This is a genomic window from Anabaena azotica SJ-1, assembly GCF_047275885.1.
In the GTDB taxonomy this organism is placed as follows: domain Bacteria; phylum Cyanobacteriota; class Cyanobacteriia; order Cyanobacteriales; family Nostocaceae; genus Trichormus_B; species Trichormus_B azotica_A.
This window is the reverse complement of sequence record NZ_CP178454.1, coordinates 2,115,547-2,133,261: the sequence shown is the minus strand read 5'-3', so window position 1 is coordinate 2,133,261 and position 17,715 is coordinate 2,115,547. Positions and strand designations below refer to the sequence as shown.

Annotated in this window: 23 protein-coding genes; 15 read left to right on the top strand and 8 right to left on the bottom strand. The window is 38.7% G+C overall.

Annotation, left to right across the window (positions count from 1 at the left end):
* Positions 1 to 58 precede the first annotated feature (58 nt).
* The 3 genes from clpS to ACLLO5_RS09370 all read left to right on the top strand — a co-directional run bounded on the left by clpS (position 59) and on the right by ACLLO5_RS09370 (position 1,528).
* Positions 59 to 340: an ATP-dependent Clp protease adapter ClpS gene (gene clpS, locus ACLLO5_RS09380; protein WP_413175188.1), complete on the top strand. Its 282-nt coding sequence runs from the start codon at positions 59 to 61 to the stop codon at positions 338 to 340.
* A gap of 68 nt (positions 341 to 408) precedes the next feature.
* Positions 409 to 1,242, top strand: coding sequence for a CPBP family intramembrane glutamic endopeptidase (locus ACLLO5_RS09375; protein ID WP_413175187.1), 834 nt, complete (start codon positions 409 to 411; stop codon positions 1,240 to 1,242).
* Entirely contained in the window at positions 1,235 to 1,528 is a 294-nt protein-coding gene (locus ACLLO5_RS09370; protein ID WP_413175186.1) for a hypothetical protein, read from the top strand. The genes ACLLO5_RS09375 and ACLLO5_RS09370 overlap by 8 nt, the downstream gene beginning before the upstream one ends.
* Before the next feature lie 132 nt (positions 1,529 to 1,660).
* Here ACLLO5_RS09370 and ACLLO5_RS09365 read toward each other — a convergent pair whose 3' ends face one another.
* The 3 genes from ACLLO5_RS09365 to ACLLO5_RS09355 all read right to left on the bottom strand — a co-directional run bounded on the left by ACLLO5_RS09365 (position 1,661) and on the right by ACLLO5_RS09355 (position 5,426).
* Entirely contained in the window at positions 1,661 to 2,299 is a 639-nt protein-coding gene (locus ACLLO5_RS09365) for a pentapeptide repeat-containing protein (protein WP_413175185.1), read from the bottom strand.
* The gene (locus ACLLO5_RS09360) at positions 2,296 to 3,675 is read right to left on the bottom strand and encodes a DICT sensory domain-containing protein (protein ID WP_413175184.1); all 1,380 of its coding nucleotides are present in this window, start codon (positions 3,673 to 3,675) and stop codon (positions 2,296 to 2,298) included. The genes ACLLO5_RS09365 and ACLLO5_RS09360 overlap by 4 nt, the downstream gene beginning before the upstream one ends.
* A 158-nt stretch (positions 3,676 to 3,833) precedes the next feature.
* Positions 3,834 to 5,426, bottom strand: a complete 1,593-nt coding sequence (locus ACLLO5_RS09355) for a photosystem II high light acclimation radical SAM protein (RefSeq protein WP_413175183.1) — start codon at positions 5,424 to 5,426, stop codon at positions 3,834 to 3,836.
* Between the two features lie 468 nt (positions 5,427 to 5,894).
* Here ACLLO5_RS09355 and ACLLO5_RS09350 point away from each other — a divergent pair, with 468 nt between their 5' ends.
* From ACLLO5_RS09350 to ACLLO5_RS09315, 8 genes are all read left to right on the top strand, one after another.
* Entirely contained in the window at positions 5,895 to 6,476 is a 582-nt protein-coding gene (locus ACLLO5_RS09350) for a hypothetical protein (RefSeq protein WP_413175182.1), read from the top strand.
* Positions 6,477 to 6,702: 226 nt separating this feature from the next.
* The gene (locus ACLLO5_RS09345) at positions 6,703 to 7,002 is read left to right on the top strand and encodes a hypothetical protein (RefSeq protein ID WP_413175181.1); all 300 of its coding nucleotides are present in this window, start codon (positions 6,703 to 6,705) and stop codon (positions 7,000 to 7,002) included.
* A gap of 12 nt (positions 7,003 to 7,014) precedes the next feature.
* Positions 7,015 to 7,416 carry a type II toxin-antitoxin system tRNA(fMet)-specific endonuclease VapC gene (vapC, locus tag ACLLO5_RS09340; RefSeq protein WP_413175180.1) on the top strand — a complete coding sequence of 134 codons (402 nt, stop codon included), beginning with the start codon at positions 7,015 to 7,017 and terminating at the stop codon, positions 7,414 to 7,416.
* A gap of 7 nt (positions 7,417 to 7,423) precedes the next feature.
* A complete protein-coding gene (locus ACLLO5_RS09335; RefSeq protein WP_413175179.1) occupies positions 7,424 to 7,780 on the top strand; it encodes a hypothetical protein in 357 nt (118 codons plus the stop codon).
* A gap of 117 nt (positions 7,781 to 7,897) precedes the next feature.
* Complete coding sequence (locus ACLLO5_RS09330; protein WP_413175178.1) at positions 7,898 to 8,128, top strand: CopG family transcriptional regulator; 231 nt, start codon at positions 7,898 to 7,900, stop codon at positions 8,126 to 8,128.
* On the top strand, positions 8,115 to 8,474 hold the full coding sequence (locus ACLLO5_RS09325; protein WP_413175177.1) for a type II toxin-antitoxin system PemK/MazF family toxin: 360 nt from the start codon (positions 8,115 to 8,117) through the stop codon (positions 8,472 to 8,474). The genes ACLLO5_RS09330 and ACLLO5_RS09325 overlap by 14 nt, the downstream gene beginning before the upstream one ends.
* Positions 8,475 to 8,495: 21 nt before the next feature.
* Positions 8,496 to 8,951, top strand: a complete 456-nt coding sequence (locus tag ACLLO5_RS09320) for a DUF29 domain-containing protein (RefSeq protein WP_413175176.1) — start codon at positions 8,496 to 8,498, stop codon at positions 8,949 to 8,951.
* Entirely contained in the window at positions 8,929 to 9,162 is a 234-nt protein-coding gene (locus ACLLO5_RS09315; protein WP_413175175.1) for a hypothetical protein, read from the top strand. Before ACLLO5_RS09320 ends, ACLLO5_RS09315 begins: the two co-directional genes overlap by 23 nt.
* Positions 9,163 to 9,407: 245 nt before the next feature.
* On the opposite strand, the gene ACLLO5_RS09310 is transcribed toward ACLLO5_RS09315, so the two are convergent.
* The 5 genes from ACLLO5_RS09310 to ACLLO5_RS09290 form a co-directional block, all read right to left on the bottom strand.
* Positions 9,408 to 11,111 carry a hypothetical protein gene (locus ACLLO5_RS09310; protein WP_413175174.1) on the bottom strand — a complete coding sequence of 568 codons (1,704 nt, stop codon included), beginning with the start codon at positions 11,109 to 11,111 and terminating at the stop codon, positions 9,408 to 9,410.
* 143 nt (positions 11,112 to 11,254) lie between these two features.
* Positions 11,255 to 11,845, bottom strand: coding sequence for a hypothetical protein (locus ACLLO5_RS09305; protein ID WP_413175173.1), 591 nt, complete (start codon positions 11,843 to 11,845; stop codon positions 11,255 to 11,257).
* 158 nt (positions 11,846 to 12,003) lie between these two features.
* Positions 12,004 to 13,407: an NAD(P)(+) transhydrogenase (Re/Si-specific) subunit beta gene (locus ACLLO5_RS09300; protein ID WP_413175172.1), complete on the bottom strand. Its 1,404-nt coding sequence runs from the start codon at positions 13,405 to 13,407 to the stop codon at positions 12,004 to 12,006.
* Complete coding sequence (locus ACLLO5_RS09295) at positions 13,404 to 13,697, bottom strand: NAD(P) transhydrogenase subunit alpha (RefSeq protein WP_413175171.1); 294 nt, start codon at positions 13,695 to 13,697, stop codon at positions 13,404 to 13,406. Before ACLLO5_RS09295 ends, ACLLO5_RS09300 begins: the two co-directional genes overlap by 4 nt.
* 183 nt (positions 13,698 to 13,880) lie before the next feature.
* The gene (locus ACLLO5_RS09290) at positions 13,881 to 15,035 is read right to left on the bottom strand and encodes a Re/Si-specific NAD(P)(+) transhydrogenase subunit alpha (protein ID WP_413175170.1); all 1,155 of its coding nucleotides are present in this window, start codon (positions 15,033 to 15,035) and stop codon (positions 13,881 to 13,883) included.
* A gap of 881 nt (positions 15,036 to 15,916) precedes the next feature.
* Here ACLLO5_RS09290 and ACLLO5_RS09285 point away from each other — a divergent pair.
* From ACLLO5_RS09285 to ACLLO5_RS09270, 4 genes are all read left to right on the top strand, one after another.
* Positions 15,917 to 16,429 (top strand): DUF2808 domain-containing protein, encoded by a 513-nt coding sequence (locus tag ACLLO5_RS09285; RefSeq protein WP_413175169.1) that lies wholly within the window; start codon positions 15,917 to 15,919, stop codon positions 16,427 to 16,429.
* Positions 16,430 to 16,724: 295 nt separating this feature from the next.
* Positions 16,725 to 16,859: a 50S ribosomal protein L34 gene (rpmH, locus tag ACLLO5_RS09280; RefSeq protein ID WP_015209090.1), complete on the top strand. Its 135-nt coding sequence runs from the start codon at positions 16,725 to 16,727 to the stop codon at positions 16,857 to 16,859.
* 26 nt (positions 16,860 to 16,885) lie between these two features.
* Entirely contained in the window at positions 16,886 to 17,308 is a 423-nt protein-coding gene (rnpA, locus tag ACLLO5_RS09275; protein ID WP_413175168.1) for a ribonuclease P protein component, read from the top strand.
* A complete protein-coding gene (locus ACLLO5_RS09270; protein WP_413175167.1) occupies positions 17,295 to 17,684 on the top strand; it encodes a PH domain-containing protein in 390 nt (129 codons plus the stop codon). Before rnpA ends, ACLLO5_RS09270 begins: the two co-directional genes overlap by 14 nt.
* Positions 17,685 to 17,715 lie beyond the last annotated feature (31 nt).

The following is a 17,715-nucleotide window of genomic DNA, read 5'->3' as shown; positions in this document are numbered from 1 at the left end:
AGCAAACGCTAGGCAGTAACCGCATTGTAGTAAATCAACAATAAAAGAGCAAAGAGTAGTGTCAGTCGAAACCATTGAGAAGCGTTCAACAACCCGCAAGCTCGCGCCTCAGTATCGCGTTTTGCTCCATAACGATGACTACAACTCTATGGAGTATGTGGTTCAGGTGCTAATGACCACTGTACCGAGCATTACCCAGCCCCAGGCTGTGAGCATCATGATGGAAGCCCATAATAGCGGGTTAGCCTTAGTTATTACCTGCGCTCAGGAACACGCTGAGTTTTATTGTGAAACTTTAAAAGGTCACGGTTTGAGCAGCACTATTGAACCTGATCAATAGTCATTGGTCATTAATCATTGGTCATTGACAAAAATATATAATCCTGACTGATGATAATTGACAAATCAATGATAAAAATTAATTTAGCTCAAATCGCCCAATGCCCTGCCCCTTTGAGGCTGGGTAGTTTTATCTTGGCTTTGTCACTCCTATGGTTGCCTTTGGCTGTACCAATATACTTGTTAGTACCTGATACTAATTTAGAAAGTATCTTGACAATGGTCATACTTTATGTAGAGTTTATCTTTTTGCTTAAACTATGGGGAAAACGAGTCTATCAGCAACCACAAATATTAACCCATTATGGTTTAGAGTTTTCTAGTCTAAATGCCGCAAATTTTGTCCAAGGTTTGGCTATTGGGTTAATTAGTATTTTGATTGTATTTAGTTTACAGGGTTTGTTAGGTTGGTTGGTATGGGAACAACCGAAAGTTTTTTTATTGAAAATTATTTTAGAAGGTTTACTCGTTGGTTTTGGTGTTGGTTTTGCTGAAGAATTATTATTTCGTGGTTGGTTACTGGATGAGTTGAAAAGAGATTATGGTTTAAGTTTAGCAACTTGGATAGATACAATTTTATTTGCTGTTGCCCATTTTATTAAACCTTTTGAGGCTATAATTCATACTTTTCCACAATTTCCTGCTTTAGTATTGTTAGGGTTAACGCAGGTATGGAGTAAAGGTTCATGTAGAGGAAGGTTAGGTTTACCAATAGGTTTACATGGTGGTTTAGTTTCGGGTTATTACATTATTAATGTGGGAGAATTAACAAAATATTCAGGAGTAGTTCCAGACTGGGTGACAGGTGTAAATAATAATCCTTTGCAGGGAATAATGGGGGTATTATTTATGGGTGGACTCGCTTGGTGGATGAGGGGTAAAGCCTTAAAATTGTATGATTAAATATTTAGTGATTTTACTATTATTAATATTTTCTTTTTCTGGCACATCTCCAGCTTTTGCTCTTGTTTGTCGCAATTATGATGGACATGAAATTTGTATTCTTAATATTAAACGCAGTGCTAAGAAGTATTGGGAATATAGGGCTACTGTAAGTGTGGATGGGGTGAAAGCACCTGTAGAAATTTACAATTGTCGTGCTAAATTTAAGATAAATAAAGACAGGACTGTTTCGCAATTTACAGAGAATAGCCCTGGTGAAATGATTTGTAGTTTTTTTCAACAGTAGTTGAATGAAATTATTCTATTTATTTTCTGCGGCAAATATGCGCCAAATAATAAATATAGTTATTCCCAGATATGCAAATACAGTTAGCCATTCTTGCCAACGTGATATATCATTCATAAACAAAAGTAAAAATTAAGAAACTGCCTCAAGCACTGTACCCACCAAACAAGTCCGATCTAAATTGACTCCGCTGAAATTTGCAGCTTCTAATTCTGCACAAAGTAAGTTTGCTCCGGTTAAATTTGCTCCTGCTAAGTTCGCACCTCGCAAGTCAGCTTCTTCTAGATTAGCTTCACTCAATAAACTCCCTTGTAAGTCAGCCCTACTCAAATCTGCTCCTTTGAGATTTGCTCCTGTGAAATTGGCACCACGTAAGTCGGCACCACGAAAATCAGCGCCTTGCAAGTTCACGCTCATCAAATTAGCACCACTCAAAAAAGCACCTGCTAAAGAGGCATCGCTAAGTGTAGCACCCATTAAGTTCGCACCACGCAAATTACCACCGCGCAAGTCCGCACTGGTTAAGTCAGCTTGCATTAAGTTGGCTCCCATGAGGTTAGCTCGCAAGTCAGTGTCTTTGAGGTTAGCGCCCATTAAATTCGCGCCTTCTAAATGTGCGCCTTCCAGTTTAGAACCTGTCAAGTTAGCACCAACGAGGGTTGCACCGGCTAAGTTGACACGGCTTAAATCTATTTGGGATAGTTCCTCGTCTTCTAAGTCTGCTCCTGGAAGTTGTTTGATTTTTCCTGATCTAATAGCTTCTATGTTCATTGGTGTTGACTATTAATCTCTTCATTGCTTTTGCTGTGACTATCCCATCGAGAATCCAGTAACCACATACCTCTGCTGATTTTTGTTCTCATCAGGGGTAGGTCTAGTCCCTGTTGTAAACCCATAACTAACAAAGTTAGGATATCTATCAGTTTAGGATCAAAACGGGTAGATTGTTGCTGTCTACATTCATCTAAGGCTTGAGTGAATACATCTTTTTCACTTGTTTCTGAGTCTAATTTTTTGCTAACTTGCCATTGAAAGCTGGCTGCTAATGCCAAGATTCTTGACTCTAGGGGAATTTCGTCTCCTGCTAAACCTGCTGGTTGACCTGTTCCATTCCACCACTCGGTTTGGTGGGTGATAATTTGGGCAACTGCTCGCAGTCGTGGCATTGTCCGTAGTGTTTGCGCTCCTGGTATCAGGGGACAGGTTAAAGGGCAACTGGGGGCATCTTCTTGGTAGGTTGTGGATGCACTGGGAGTGAGTGCGCTTTCTACTCTTTGGAGTGGATCTATACGGTGTAATAAGGCGGCAAGACGCAATCTTTTAATTTGCCATGCTGGTAAATCCAATAATTGCCCCATTGTCTCGACAATTGCCACTACTTCTGAGGCGGCCATGGGGTTGTTGATCTCTGCTAAATCTAGCAGTTGTGCCATCCGTAAAAATGCCTGGATTTCGTTAGAAACTAAGTTACGATCTAGGACTGTGGGAATGGTTAAATCATTTTGTTCTGTTTGCAGGTAATCAACTACGCGGGTGACGACTGCGCTTACGTCTTTGGGTGAGATGATGGCGGCTTGAATTGCCTGTTTATGGGTGTTAAGTTTATTGGCTAGTTCTGGGTTATATTTTTCGATGTGAGCGATCGCAAACTCTGCTGTCTCTCTTACTAATTCAGGCTCAAATGTCCACAAACCATAAAATTTACGCTCTAAATCTGATATCGGTACACCACTACCATAATCAGACTCAGATAATTCTTGACAAATTACCATTGCTGTGTATTGGGGTGACAAAATAATCAAGTGCCACTCCTGCCCCACCGGATCATCTGCTTCTAACCCTACTAAATCAACATTAGGTAACTGACTGGTAGGATGTTCAGCAAAGCCGGCATCAGCAGCAGCCATAATCGCAATTTCACGGCTTTTTTGGGCAATGTCTGCGTATCTATTTGCCTCTTGCAGATACCACTTACCGCGTTGGAATGCGGTTATTACTAAAGGCTGACCTTCTTCAGTTAAAATGTGGTCTTCCAGAGCGTGACACAAAGCGACCAGGGTATTTTTGTAATACACCCCAAAATGAATCGGCCTGGTACTGTGACGATGGGCTGTTTCTAGTTGTTGGAGAATTGAACCTTGTAACATGGAGTTTGGGAGTTCAGGAGTTCAGGAGTTCAGGAGTTCAGGAGGCAGAGGTGACAGGTGACAGGTGACAGGTGACAGGTGACAGGTGAATTAAGAAGATTATTATTTCTCCTCTGCTCCCATGCTCCTCTGCCCCTCTGCTCCCTGTTAAGAGTTCCCTAGTTAATACCTACAAGTTGTTTTTCTTTGACTTCAATTGGTGCAGAAAGTGCTGTTTCTAGTTCGGCACAACCTAATTTTTCTTCTAAGATATTCATAACTTCTCGTCCGAAGTCGTTAGGGTTGCGTCGCCAAGCTTGTAAACAAACTTCACCAAAGAATGAACCCAATGGTTCAGGATTCCACAGGAGTTTTTTAGCTGTCCAGGGCATCAAACTCATAGGATCATAACCTGGTTTGAGGATACCCTCTTTAAAAGCATATTCTTCCAAGTGGGTATGGGGTTGGAGTCCAATAAAGAAAATTGCAGGTTCGACTTTATCAGCACCAAAAATCTTTTCTAATTCCCGATGATAAGCGATCGTTTGGCGGATGGTTTCGGGACGTTCGTCAATCACGTTAAAGGAGTAATTGACGGAAACCATATCATTGAAACCGGCTGATTTTAAATCACGGCAATTTTGTAAAACGGTTCGCAAGTTGTAACCCATCCGCATTTTGCGTACAAGTTCTTGAGAACCGCTGGTAATGCCGATTTCAAAATAATTCATGCCGGTTTTCGCCATCAGGGTACATAAATCTGGTGTTAAGTTGTCTGCTCTAATGTATGCTGCCCAATTTATATCAGTCATGCCAGAATCGACAATTTTCTGCAACAGTTCTACAGCATCATCAATATATCTCCGGGCAGGAATAAATTGAGCATCGGTAAACCAAAAGTTACGAATGCCACGATTATATAATTGTCGCATCTCAGCTACGACTTCATCGGCGGGATTAATCCGTACCTGTTTACCTTCAACAACTGTGTAAACACAATAACAGCAGTTGTGGGGACAACCACGCTTAGTTTGGACACCAATGTAGAAATCTTGATCTTGCAGGTAATAGTTAAATTCTGGCCAGATGGTTTCTATATAGTCGTAGTTACAAGCAGTTTTTTCTAGGGGTGTAGGTTGTTCATGAATCAGGCGTTCCCGTGGTTTATTTTCTCCCACTACATAGCAACGTTCATCCCGAAATTCTTGTCCACCTAAGAATTTTGTCAGCAGGGTTTCCCCTTCACCTACAGAAATAATTGTTCCTGCTGGTAGGCTTTTTCCTAACTGTTCATAAAAGACGCTGACAGCACCACCACCTACAACTACACGCGCTTGGGAGTGATATTTTTGGGCGCGTTTTAAACCCCGCTTAATTAATCCCAGGTTACGCCATAGTTCGACATAGTAGGCGATGAAGATCCGCAAACCGCCTAATGCACCCCGTAATTTTATGAATGGGTTTTTGGCATAGTAAAATTCAAAGGCGTTTTGTAGCGGGTTTCCGCCTCGTCCACCCACAGGAGCATATATTTGAATATCTCGCCAAGAAAATACTAGGAGTGTAGGCTTAAATTCATCAATGCAGTAATCTAAGGCAGCAGCATAATCTAGAGGTGGTACTGTGCCTAAGTCAAAGATCCGCTGTTCAATGCTGGGAAACAGCTTGTGGACGTGATCAGAAAGATAAACAACCCCAATGGGAAAGATGGGGTTACAAGGAAGGCGAACGTAAAGTATTCGGTTTTCCGTCATAGTTTTTTTAACTTCCATCTTGCCAATGTTTAGGGGATTTGTGGGCTTAATATTAATTTACCAATATTTACAGTAGCTTTCATCTTTGAGCGATCGCCTGTGCCAGTTGCGTCAGTCCTGGTTAATAAAAACCCTATCCTGTAAATCCTCTAATCCTGGATATCCTGATATGGCTACGCCACGCTATCAGACAAAAATTCCTGACTGACTATTAAATAAGGCGGTTCTTGACATCCGTAAATTTACTCACTTCAAAAGAAATTGATTTCTCAAGTTCTGCTACTTTGCAGTAACGTGAAACACAAGGATAAGGGTAAAAAATTATATAAATTTTCAGTTAACTAACTAGACAAGCTCGTTAGTTTTTTTTTACGATCTCGGTAGTATCTAAATGCTCAGGTGTACAATTTGTTTTTTCAACTTTGGATCACTGGTTGTTGTGTGCGGTTGATGTTATTTGCAAACAAGAAAACAAAGGGTAATGTGATGAAATTATCTCGTATTCTGCCTTTGGTTGTTGGTGGTGCTGTGGCTGGTATGGTGGTTAGTGGTGCTTCTCCAGCGCAAGCTTTAACTTGGAATTTGAATAATGTGCAATTTCAAGATGGAGCAACTGCTACTGGCTCATTTGATTATAATGCTACTACTAGTACTTACTCTAACGTAAGTATTACTCTATCAAATGGAACAATTTACAGTAGTCGAAGTTTTAATACATCCAACCTTAACTTTGTACAACCCTATCGATTCTCTCTGTGTAGTAATGGCTCAGGTTGTTTTTCTAGTCAATATTTATACTTGATATTTTCATCTAACCTGACTAATACACCAGGTACTTTATCAGTTATCGGTCATTCTTATGGACTGACCAATACCTCCGGTATTATCTCTAGTTCTTCTGCTTTAGTGGGAGGCACATTAAGTTCTGCTGCTGTACCCTTCGACATTCCCGGTGGTGCAACTATCCCCACATTCGGTTCTCTATTTGCTCTAGCATTAATGAGACAAGTTAAAAAGCGTTTAGTAGCAAAAACCCTCATTGTTAATCCTGTAGAGACTGTAGTTTAAGTTTTTCAAAATCAGGATGTCCAGGATTTGAGGATGTACAGGATAATTTAAGAAGGTGCGTTAGATATTTATTTATAGGACTATCAGATATCAAATATCTGTTTATTTGCAGGATTCATGAAGTCTGACGCACCCTACTAATATGCCAGTTGCGTAAGTCCTGACTAATCCTAAAGGAAATCCTCTAGTTAAATCAACATACTGAAAATTTAGTAAAAATAAAACTATGAACAATCATCAATCTATTACAGAAACATCCTCAACAACACCCTGGAATGATTTATTATTAGAAATTGCCCAAACTCCAGAAGAATATATACCGGAAATATTGCAAATTGTCCGTTTATTTCGTGAAAACTTGAGCAAAAAAACAGCAACTTTGATAACTACAGAGAAACACAAATTAAACTGGCAAGAATTTATTAATCAAACAGCAGGAAGTTGTGCTGATGATCCAATTATTCTGGATGATTTAGGTATTGATGATAGATTAGATGATAGTTTAGAAGAAATGATTAATTGTTAGAAATACAAACTGATGAAATATTTATTAGATAGTAATGTTTGTATTCAATATCTTAATCAAAGATCAGAAAATATTATTCAGCGTCTTCAAGATTTATCTGATATAGATATAGTAGTTTGTTCTATTGTCAAAGCGGAATTATTTTATGGTGCAATGAGAACTAATAATCCTGCGAAAACTCTGCAAAAGCAACAGGAATTTTTAGACAGATTTGTTTCTTTGCATTTTGATGATAAATGTGCTTTGATTTATGGCGAAATTCGTAGTAAATTGGCTGCTAAAGGTACTCCTATAGGTAATAATGATTTACATATTGCTGCTATTGCAATGGCTAATAATTTAACTTTAATTACTCACAATACTAGAGAGTTTAGTAGAGTTGAAAATTTAAAATTAGAAGATTGGGAGATTTAAGTCTAATTTGCGATCGCACACTTTCCCCCAAATATCACATCCCCTCAACCTCCCAAACAGCGATACCTTCGGTCAGCTATCTCTACGAGACGCTACGCGAACGCTATCGCACCTCCTCACCCTCCTAATAGCGAACTGCTTGCAGCAACTCTTGCGCTATCGCACTCCCTTCAACTTCCCAACATCCTTTTTTAACGAACCACAGAGACACAGAGGACACCGAGAAAAAGCGATCGCACCTCCTCAACTTTCCAAACATCTCTTTTTAACGAACCACGAAGACGCGAAGAGCGCGAAGGGAAGAAAGAATAGAAGAGCGATCGCACACCTTCCCCCAAATATCACATCCCCTCAACCTCCCTAGCGATATCTTCGGTCAGCTTCGCTATCGCACCTCCTCAACCCCTGAAAATCTCTTTGTACCTCATCCAATGTCAAAAAAGTGGTATGATTGATTGGTAAGATGAATGAGTCATACATAATGATGAAAGTCACAATTACTTTGGAAGAAGACATTCTCCAATTTATTGATCAACAAGCAAAAGGTAATCGTAGTGCCTATATTAATGCACTATTAGCAGAACAAAGACGCAAGATTTTAGAAGCAGAAATAATTGCTTCACTCCAAGAAGATGCGAAAGATTTAGAATATCAAAATGAGATTTCTTCTTGGGATAATGTAGCTGGAGATGGTATTAATGCCAGAGAGTAATTTAACTTATAAACGGGGTGAAATTCGCTGGGTAAATCTTGATCCAACTGTGGGAGCAGAAGCACAAAAAATCCGTGCTTGTTTAATAGTTCAAAATGATATTATGAATCAATATGGATTATTAACTATTGTGATGCCATTTCGACCAGGAAGTAAGCAAGCTCCCTATATTGTCAATGTCAAAGCAACAGCAACTAATGGATTAGATAAAGATCGTTTTATTGATGTTGCTCAAATTCGTTCTGTAGATTATCGTCGCGTTTTAGGGTTGGTGGGGATTTTAGAAGCTGAATATTGGGAAGAAATTCGTACTGCTTTGGATGTGGTTTTGGGTTTTGGGATTTAAATTTTTACCAAGGAGAAAACTATGACACATCAATCTATGATATTAACTAATAATCTTTATGCAGAAGATTATAATTTATGGATTCAAAAAACCGCTTCTTTATTAAAAGATAAGCAATTTTCAGAATTAGAATTAGAAAATTTAATTGAAGAAATTGAAAGTATGGGAAGAAGTGAAAAAAATGCTTTAAAAAGTAATTTACGAGTTTTAATTATGCACTTACTTAAATACAAGTTTCAACCTCAAAACAGGTCAAATAGTTGGTTGTATACAATATATGAACATCGTCAAAGATTACAAGAAACGTTTTTAGATAGTCCTAGTTTAAAAGGCTATTATTTAGAAGTTTTGGATAATTGTTATCACCACGCTCGTAAAGAAGCAGCGATTGAAACTGGACTTCCTTTATCTATTTTTCCTCAAGATAATCCTTTTTCTGCTGATGAAATTTTAGATGCTGATTTTTTTCCAGTTTAATTATAATTTCTGTTATCAAGCGATCGCATCCCCTCCAACTCCCTATAAACAGCGATCGCACTTCTTCCAACTTCCCAAAAACGATCGCATTCCCTTCAACTCCCCAAACAGCGATCGCACATCTACCCCCAAGTATCGCACTCCATCAACCTCCCAAATAGCGATACCTTCGGTCAGCTTCGCTATCGCATCCCCTCAACTTCCCAAATAGCGATACCTTCGGTCAGCTTCGCTATCGCACTCCCTCAACTCTCCAAATAGCGATACCTTCTTCGGTCAGCTTCGCTATCGCACCTCCTCAACTTTCCAAACATCTCTTTTTAACGAACCACGAAGACGCGAAGAGCGCGAAGGTAAGAAAGAAGAGAAGAGCGATCGCACATCTACCCCCAAGTATCGCATCCCTCCAACTCCCCAAATACTTGAGTTTGGAAATTCCGCACACCGCTTTCTAGGTCATCTAGGATGACTTTTAATAAAGTTAACATATTGACAAAATTGTATAAAATTTAAATCATCAAATTTTCCTTTTTTGGTATTATCAGCTTGATTCATTTTTTTTATTTGATTAATCTTTTTTATCAATTCACTACACTTTTTAACTTGAATTTCCTGTTTTTTAAGTGAATTTAGTATCTTTTCAATACATCTAATAAATGATACTTCTGTATTCGCTGATCTTTTTCTACTAAGTGAAAAAGAAAGTCTCCAGTTTAAATGTGTAATTCTGTCATCTAAATCCTTGAAAAAGCTATCTTCATAACACATTGATTTTGCTAATTCTAACATTTCTTCAAGATTGTAAAAATCAGGTATTTTTATATTTAATATATGTCCATACTCTATTTTCAGTAAGTTATCATTTATAGTTTCTATATATCCTCTCTCTACTATCTTTTCTCCTTGTTTGATTTGTTTAATAATATTAACCATTAAATTAATAGGTATATTATCTGTTGTAATACGATTGCAAACATCATGTAAATCTAGTAATAGCAAGCATGAAATCTGATGTTCTTCTTCTTGACTGAATAATTTACCATGTGCCACTCTATTTCTAATTTTAGGGAAGATAAATTTAAAATATTCAAAATCACATATATTTGGATTTTTCTTAACAATCTGATCTAGTTTTTCCCCAATACTAGCTTTTTGTAGTGATTTCTCAGAAATTCCTAACCCTAAGCAGTAGTCATGGAATATACCTTCTATTTGAAGTGGTACTAAGTTCAGAAACAATAATAAATTGTTTTGCTCATAAGCATCTAATATAGGAATTAAAATTTTTTCACGATCATTCAAAAAATGATTTTTCTGAATATATTTTTTTATTTCAAAAATAATGTTTTTTTCACGTATATATTGATGAGTATATTCATAGAATTCTAAATCACCAGTTTTATAGAGTGTCTCTAATTTTTCTATTTCCTCAGAAGTAGCATATAAAAATTTATTGGCAATCTCGGACAATTGATCTTTATCATACCTTGATAATAGATATCTATGCTTTGCTTTATAAATATAATTATAATGATCATCTGGTTTGCGACGAAATATTCCGTCGTTTTGTGTGTCACTAACGGCAGTCCATTTTATAGATTTAGTTGTTATATATTTTATAATTTCATTTCTTGCATCTTCATTTACTTTTATATAGTGTCTCATGATTGAATCTTCATAACTATCATTTTCATCAGTATCAGAGTCTTGACGATTTATTTTAATTTCTTGTTGATATTTATTTATTCTTTCTTCAATTTCCCTTAAATCTTCTGCTGCTTCTTGATATAGTTCCAATAAAACAAGACGTGGATCTTTGAGTATAAGACACATTGTTTTGCAAACACAAGTATAAAAATCTTGTTCTTGTTCAGGTAATTCTGGAAAATATATCCTCTGTAACTCTTCAACAATATTATTTTCCTCACTAATATTACTAATAAATTTATTGCGATAATCTTGGTAGAATTCGCTAAAATTACTTCTAATTTCTTGAAATGTAAATTTTTCAAATATATCATTTCCTTGAAATTCTTTAAAAAATAGCTTACCAATTTCCTCCATAGAAAGAGTAACCAAGTATTCTGGATCTTGCAAAAGTTTGTTAGCAAATTCTAGCCCATCAGATTTTTTTATTTTATTTAACGAGAGTTCTTGCATAGTAACGATATTCCCATTGTTAATTTTGAAAAAAATACTAAAAAAAGTAGGTTAAGATAAGGAACAAAAACTAAGACAAAAAATACGAGTTAAGTTTCAATTGGTTCAATTGAGTCTAAAAAAATATTTTTTTACTCAGCATTTTACCAATCATTTAGTAAACATATACCAGCGATACCAGATAAAATTGCGGTTAAGAAACTACCAGAAGTCAAAGAAATAGCTGCCACAAATAATAATAAATAAGCCAGCCACTTTTTAAGGGTATGCTCATCAAAATTAAAGTTTAAATCACCCAAAAACACAACTCCTATATTTCTAAGAAGTGCCTTAGTTGGCAGGTTTAAATGTTGACCAATTCGGCTAGGAAGTTCAATTTGTCGTCTTGGAAGTGAATATTCTGGCTTTGGTAATAAGTGAGAAGTTAAGTCAATCCAGCTTTGCATAAGTCTTATTGATCTAGCTAATTCTTCAGCAGCATCAGGTTCAAATTTTTCATGTCCTATAATATTCATAACACTGGTAAGTCTTGACATAGATTCAATTTCTTGTTCAAAAAACAAGTTCATATATTCCAATTTGCTAGGATCTATCTCATATCCATGTTTTTTGGATATTTCTAGAAAATTTCCAATATTAGTAGCTGTCTTCAATTCCTCTTTTAATAAATTGTCCTTATCTAGTGCTAAAGATAAAAGGACTATATTCTGTGCAGATGGTGATTTTACGTCCATAAGGGTTATTTTTTGAAAAAATCGTCTAAATCTAATAAGCATACTTTAATATCTAGGTAATAAATTTGCAAAAAAATTGCCCCAGAAGCATCACACCCCCAAGGCAAACTCTATAAATTCTTTCTTCGTGTTCTTCGTGCCTTCGTGGTTCGTTTCTTCTAAAGTTGCTTCACCTCACTAACCAACTTAGCCACCATATCCTTAGCACTACCAAACAACATAGTCGTCTTATCCTTATAAAACAACTCATTATCCACACCAGCAAAACCGGCACTCATCCCGCGCTTAATCACAATAGTTTGCTTTGCGCGATCAACTTCCAAAATCGGCATCCCATAAATAGGACTATTCACATCACTACGCGCCGCAGGATTGACCACATCATTAGCACCAATCACTAACGCCACATCAGCTTGTTCAAACTGGGGATTAATATCCTCCATGTCATACAACTGGGTATAAGCCACATTAGCTTCCGCCAATAATACGTTCATGTGACCCGGCATTCTACCCGCAACAGGGTGAATCGCATATTTTACATCTACACCCATGCGTTCTAGTTGATCTGCCAACTCCCGGACGCTATGCTGTGCTTGGGCAACTGCCATACCGTATCCTGGGACAATCACCACAGAACGGGCATATCCCAACATCATCGCCCCTTCTTCAGGATCTATACTGCGGACTGTTTGATTACTAGCACCAGCAGCAGCACCACCAGTAGCGGTAGAAACTGAACCAAAGGCACTAAATAAGACGCTGAACAAAGAACGGTTCATGGCCTTACACATAATTTCGGTGAGGATGATACCCGACGCACCCACCAAAGCACCGGCGATGATTAACATATTGTTCATCACCACAAAACCCGCAGCCGCCGCAGCTACACCTGATAAGGAGTTTAACAGGGAGATGACCACGGGCATATCACCGCCACCAATGGGCAGTACAAACATTACACCCAACACCAAGGAAACAGCTACCACTGCTAAAAAGATGGGTAAACTATCCGGTGAGATGATTAAATATGCACTTCCAGCTAGATATGAACCCAACAGTAAGAGGTTAAATGGTTGTTGCAAAGGAAAGGTAATGGGTGTACCACTAACTAAACCTTGCAATTTGGCAAAAGCGAGAAAACTACCGGTTAATGTCACACCACCGATTAACACATCCAATAGCATGGAAATGTTGACATCGAGGGGGATAGGTTGAGAACTTCCTAATAACCGCCAAAATTCTGCTACAGCGATAAGTGCGGAAGAAGCACCACCCAAACCGTTGAGTAAACCCACCATTTGGGGCATTTCGGTCATTTGCACTTTGTAAGCTGCGATCGCACCAATAATAGAACCAATCGCCAAGCCTATCAATATCATCTCGTAATTTAAGACTTGCTGATCTAGCATTGTGGCGACAACTGCTAACAGCATCCCCACCGCAGCCACAAGATTACCGTTTCTGGCTGTAGCTGGAGAACCGAGTTTTTTCAAACCAAGAATAAATAATGATGCAGCGACTAAATACGTCAGCTGAATCCCAGTTGGTAAAAAGTCGCTCATGCTTTAACTTCCTTTTTCTTGAACATTTGCAGCATTCTGTCAGTTACTAAAAAGCCACCGACAACGTTAACCATTGCCAAAATTACGGCAATTAAACCCAGAATTACAGATAAACTGGTGTTTCTCTCCCCCGCAGCCAGGATTGCACCAATTACGGAAATACCGGAAATGGCGTTGGAACCGGACATTAAGGGAGTGTGGAGTGTGGGGGGAACTTTGTTGATGACTTCAAAGCCTATGAAGGAGGCTAAGACGAGTACGAATAAGGCCGCAAGTAATGCTTCTGTCATGTCGATTTTAGATTTTAGATTTTGGATTTTGGAGGATGTTTGTAAAGTCAAAAAGTTTACTAAAAAACCTCTCTCCAAACCTCTCTCCTACAAAGAGGCTTTAAAATCCCCATTCCCTTGCAGCGAAGGGGGGTAGGGGGGTTAGGTTTTTCATTAATCCTCTTACCTGTTACAGATGTTGAATTACACCGCTACTGCTTGCAAAGCGTCCTTTACTCTTTGGTTTCTGATTTCTCCACCATGAGTAACACAAGCTGCATCAACGATGTCGTCATCAAAGTTGATTTGTAATGCTTTGTCTTTGATGAGTAGTTGCATTAATGAAGTGATATTTTTTGCATACAGTTGGCTGGCGTGTACTGGCATGGATGAAGGTAAATTAATTGGTCCAATAATGGTTACACCGTTCCAAACAATATCCTTTCCAGGTTCGGTACAAGCGCAGTTTCCACCCTGTTCTGCGGCTAAATCCACAATTACAGAACCGGGTTTCATCGCTTTTACCATTTCTTCTGTGACGAGAATTGGCGCTTTTCTGCCTGGTACTTGTGCCGTTGTAATTACTACGTCTGAGTTTTTGACGTGTTCGGCTACTAATTCTTGGGTACGTTTTTTGCTGTCTTCGGAGATTTCTTTGGCGTAACCACCAGCAGCAACGGTTTCTTCTTCTAGTTTGACTTCTACGAATTTCGCGCCTAAGCTTTGTACTTCTTCTTTGACCGCTGGGCGAATATCAAAGGCTTCTACTACTGCTCCTAGTCTACGGGCTGTAGCGATCGCTTGCAATCCTGCTACACCTGCTCCCATAATAAATACTTTGGCTGGAGCGATCGTCCCCGCAGCGGTGGTTAACATCGGGAAATATTTTGGTAATGCGGCTGCTGCTAACAGCACGGTTTTATATCCTGCTAAAGACGCTTGGGAAGATAAAGCATCCATGCTTTGCGCCCTGGTAGTACGGGGGATTAATTCCATACTTAAGGCGGTAATTTGCCGATTTGCTAATTTTTCCGCAATCACAGGATTACCCAAGGGATTCAAAAAGCTAATTAAAACTGATCCTGGTTTGAGTAAGTCAATTTCTGAACGTCCATCTTCTCTTTCTTGGGGAGGACTTACTTTCAGTAATATATCCGCTTCACTCCATAATGTCGCTACATCACTGATAATTTTTGCACCTGCTGCTTCATAGTCTGCATCTGTAAAATATGCTTTGTCTCCAGCACCACTTTCTACATAAATTTCTAAACCCTGTTTGACTAATTTAGCTACAATGTCAGGAATTAATGACACACGACGTTCACAAACTTCAATTTCTTTAGCAACTGCTATTTTCATGGAATCTCCTGAAGATAAATACCTACATATCTACTAACTATGGAATTTCTCTGTTGAAGGATTTCCGCCACTTATGGTATATAAGCGGGTCATCTCACCTCTGATTTTTTTTAGTAGATTTCAAATTCAACTCTGTCTTCTCCACTCTTATTTCTCTACCCCCAGCAAAGCTTGATTATGCCAATGAAAAAGTATGTACCAATCCTAGATAGTTGGAGACTAATTTACTTACTGCACATCTTATGGTCTTTTTCTGTTGTTCTATCTATGTCTTCAGATTATTTTCGGGATTGATAAAGTTTGCTATTTTTTGTTGGCATCATGCAATTTTCATTAAATTTCGCCAATTTGCTTTTGTTCCAATTAATTGTTAATTTTTTATGAGTTCATTCCTGTTGCTAAATAATTCCAGGAATTCCTAAAATACCCATAGTTGAGAGGGTTAATACCAACACATCTTAGACTTGATTTCGGTGGATATAGAACACAAAACGCTGTTTACAATCCTTCTCAGCAGCCACGGTAGTCAACTGGAAAGTTTGAGTCTAACCAATTTATCGTAATTTAAGTAGCGATCGCCAAAGTCATATTTCAACTTTTATGAACTTTTTTTATATTTCTCCATATTTATATATACTCAAAACTATTTAAGCAGTTAAACTCATTTAACGTAAAACGTCAAAGCTACAACGCTCAGGAGATCAAATTCAGTTTTTTACCCCACACCCAGACCCTAAACCCTTAATTTTGGACACACAAGGCACTTTGATTTTGATTTTTCGTCTATTTTTAAGCATAAAGTAGTAAAGTTTAGTTACGAATACTAACGTGACTGTTACTTAAGATTACAGAAATAATATTTATTTAGAGGATGCCTAACTATGCGACGTTTACTTTCTGCTTTGGCTGTTACTGGTTGTTTGTTGACGAGTCTTCCGGCTACAACTTTGGCACAAAGCTTACCCGGCTTAACATTGTTCAGTGGTGTTAAATCAGAAAATCAGCTACCCTTCCGCTTAGATTTTGGCGGACAAACCGCTTCGACCGACAGATATATACTCAGACTACCTGCCAAAAAAATGAAATTGGCAGTGGCTCAATTCGCCATTACTTACCCCAAATATTACAAAGGCAGCTTTGACACCAAAAAAGTCGAAGTCAAAGTCAAAGGTAAAAGCGTGCCACTGAGTGAAGTGAAATGGGATCAAGAAGGACGGGTAATTGAAATATTTCCCCAAGAACCAGTACCAGCAGGTAGCAACGTGGAGGTAGTTCTATCTAACGTACAGAATCCCACCTTTGGGGGAATTTTTTATTTCAACTGCCAAGTTCTCTCCCCTGGAGATGTACCACTACTTCGTTACCTTGGTTCTTGGATTATCAGTATTTCTTAAGAAGAGAACAGGGAATAGGGGAGATGGGGGAGCAGGGGAGCAGGGGAGCAGGGGAGCAGGGGAGAGGGGAGAGGGGAGAGGGGGGAAATATTTTCTTCTTATCCTCCTGACTCCTGACTCCTGACTCCTAGCTCTAACGGAAAGACTTTTTCCGCAAGCCCTAATTAATTTTTCTCCCCCAGTTCCTAGACCCCAATTCCCAGGAACTCTATCCAGAAATATGTTGAGATTGCCTGAAAAGTGGTAAGATTACAGATTGTGACTTTTTATAAAAATCGTCTAAAAGGAGAACGGTATGCAAAGGACATTGGGCGGCACTTGTCGTAAGAGAAAAAGAACCTCTGGGTTTCGTGCCAGAATGCGGACACCAGACGGTAGAAACGTGATTAGCGCCAGAAGAAGAAAAGGTCGTCATCGTCTGAGCGTTTAGGGTAAATTCATCAAAATACAGCCGTTGTGCCTTTGCCCAAAGCATATAGACTAAAATCCCGTAGGGATTTTCAGGCAGTTTTCCGAGAAGGAATTCGGTGTCATAGCTCTCATTTCACTTTGAGAGCTTTAAAACCGTTGGGTGCAAAACAACCTTCTATGGATGCTGCCCATGCCAAAACACAACCAACTAACTGTGAAAATTTAGCCACAACTAAAATTGGTATTTCTATTAGCACCAAAGTCAGTAAAAGAGCAGTAGTTCGCAACCGCATTAAACGGCAAATTGCCACCGCTTTGTATCAATTAATGCCTAAATTACTACCAGGATGGCGGCTAGTCGTAATTGTGAAGCCAAAGGCAGCAGAATCTGAGTGCGTAAGCCAACAATTTCTGCAAGAATTAGAGCAGTTGTTGGCAAAAGCTGAGGTCATAAATGGGTATTCGTGAAGAAATTTATTATGAAGGTGGCCCCCATATTGGGGATTTAATTCTCAATTTATTAATTGGGTTAACCTTAGTTGGTTTACCATTGACCATTGGTGCAATAGTCAGAGCTTTGTGGTTACGTTTCCGCATCACTGATCGCCGAATTGCCGTCATGGGTGGTTGGATGGGACGCGATCGCACTGACGTAATTTACTCAGAAATCGTCAAAGTCGTCAAAATACCCCGTGGTGTTGGCTTATGGGGAGATATGGTAGTTACACTCAGAAACGGCACTCGTTTAGAAATGCGGGCAGTTCCCAACTTTCGGGAAGTTTATGACTACATTAACGATAAGGTGGCTGCTAAGAATCCCCAATATACTGCTGCTAACAAGTAGTCATTAATAGACGGTGTATATCAAGACCAAT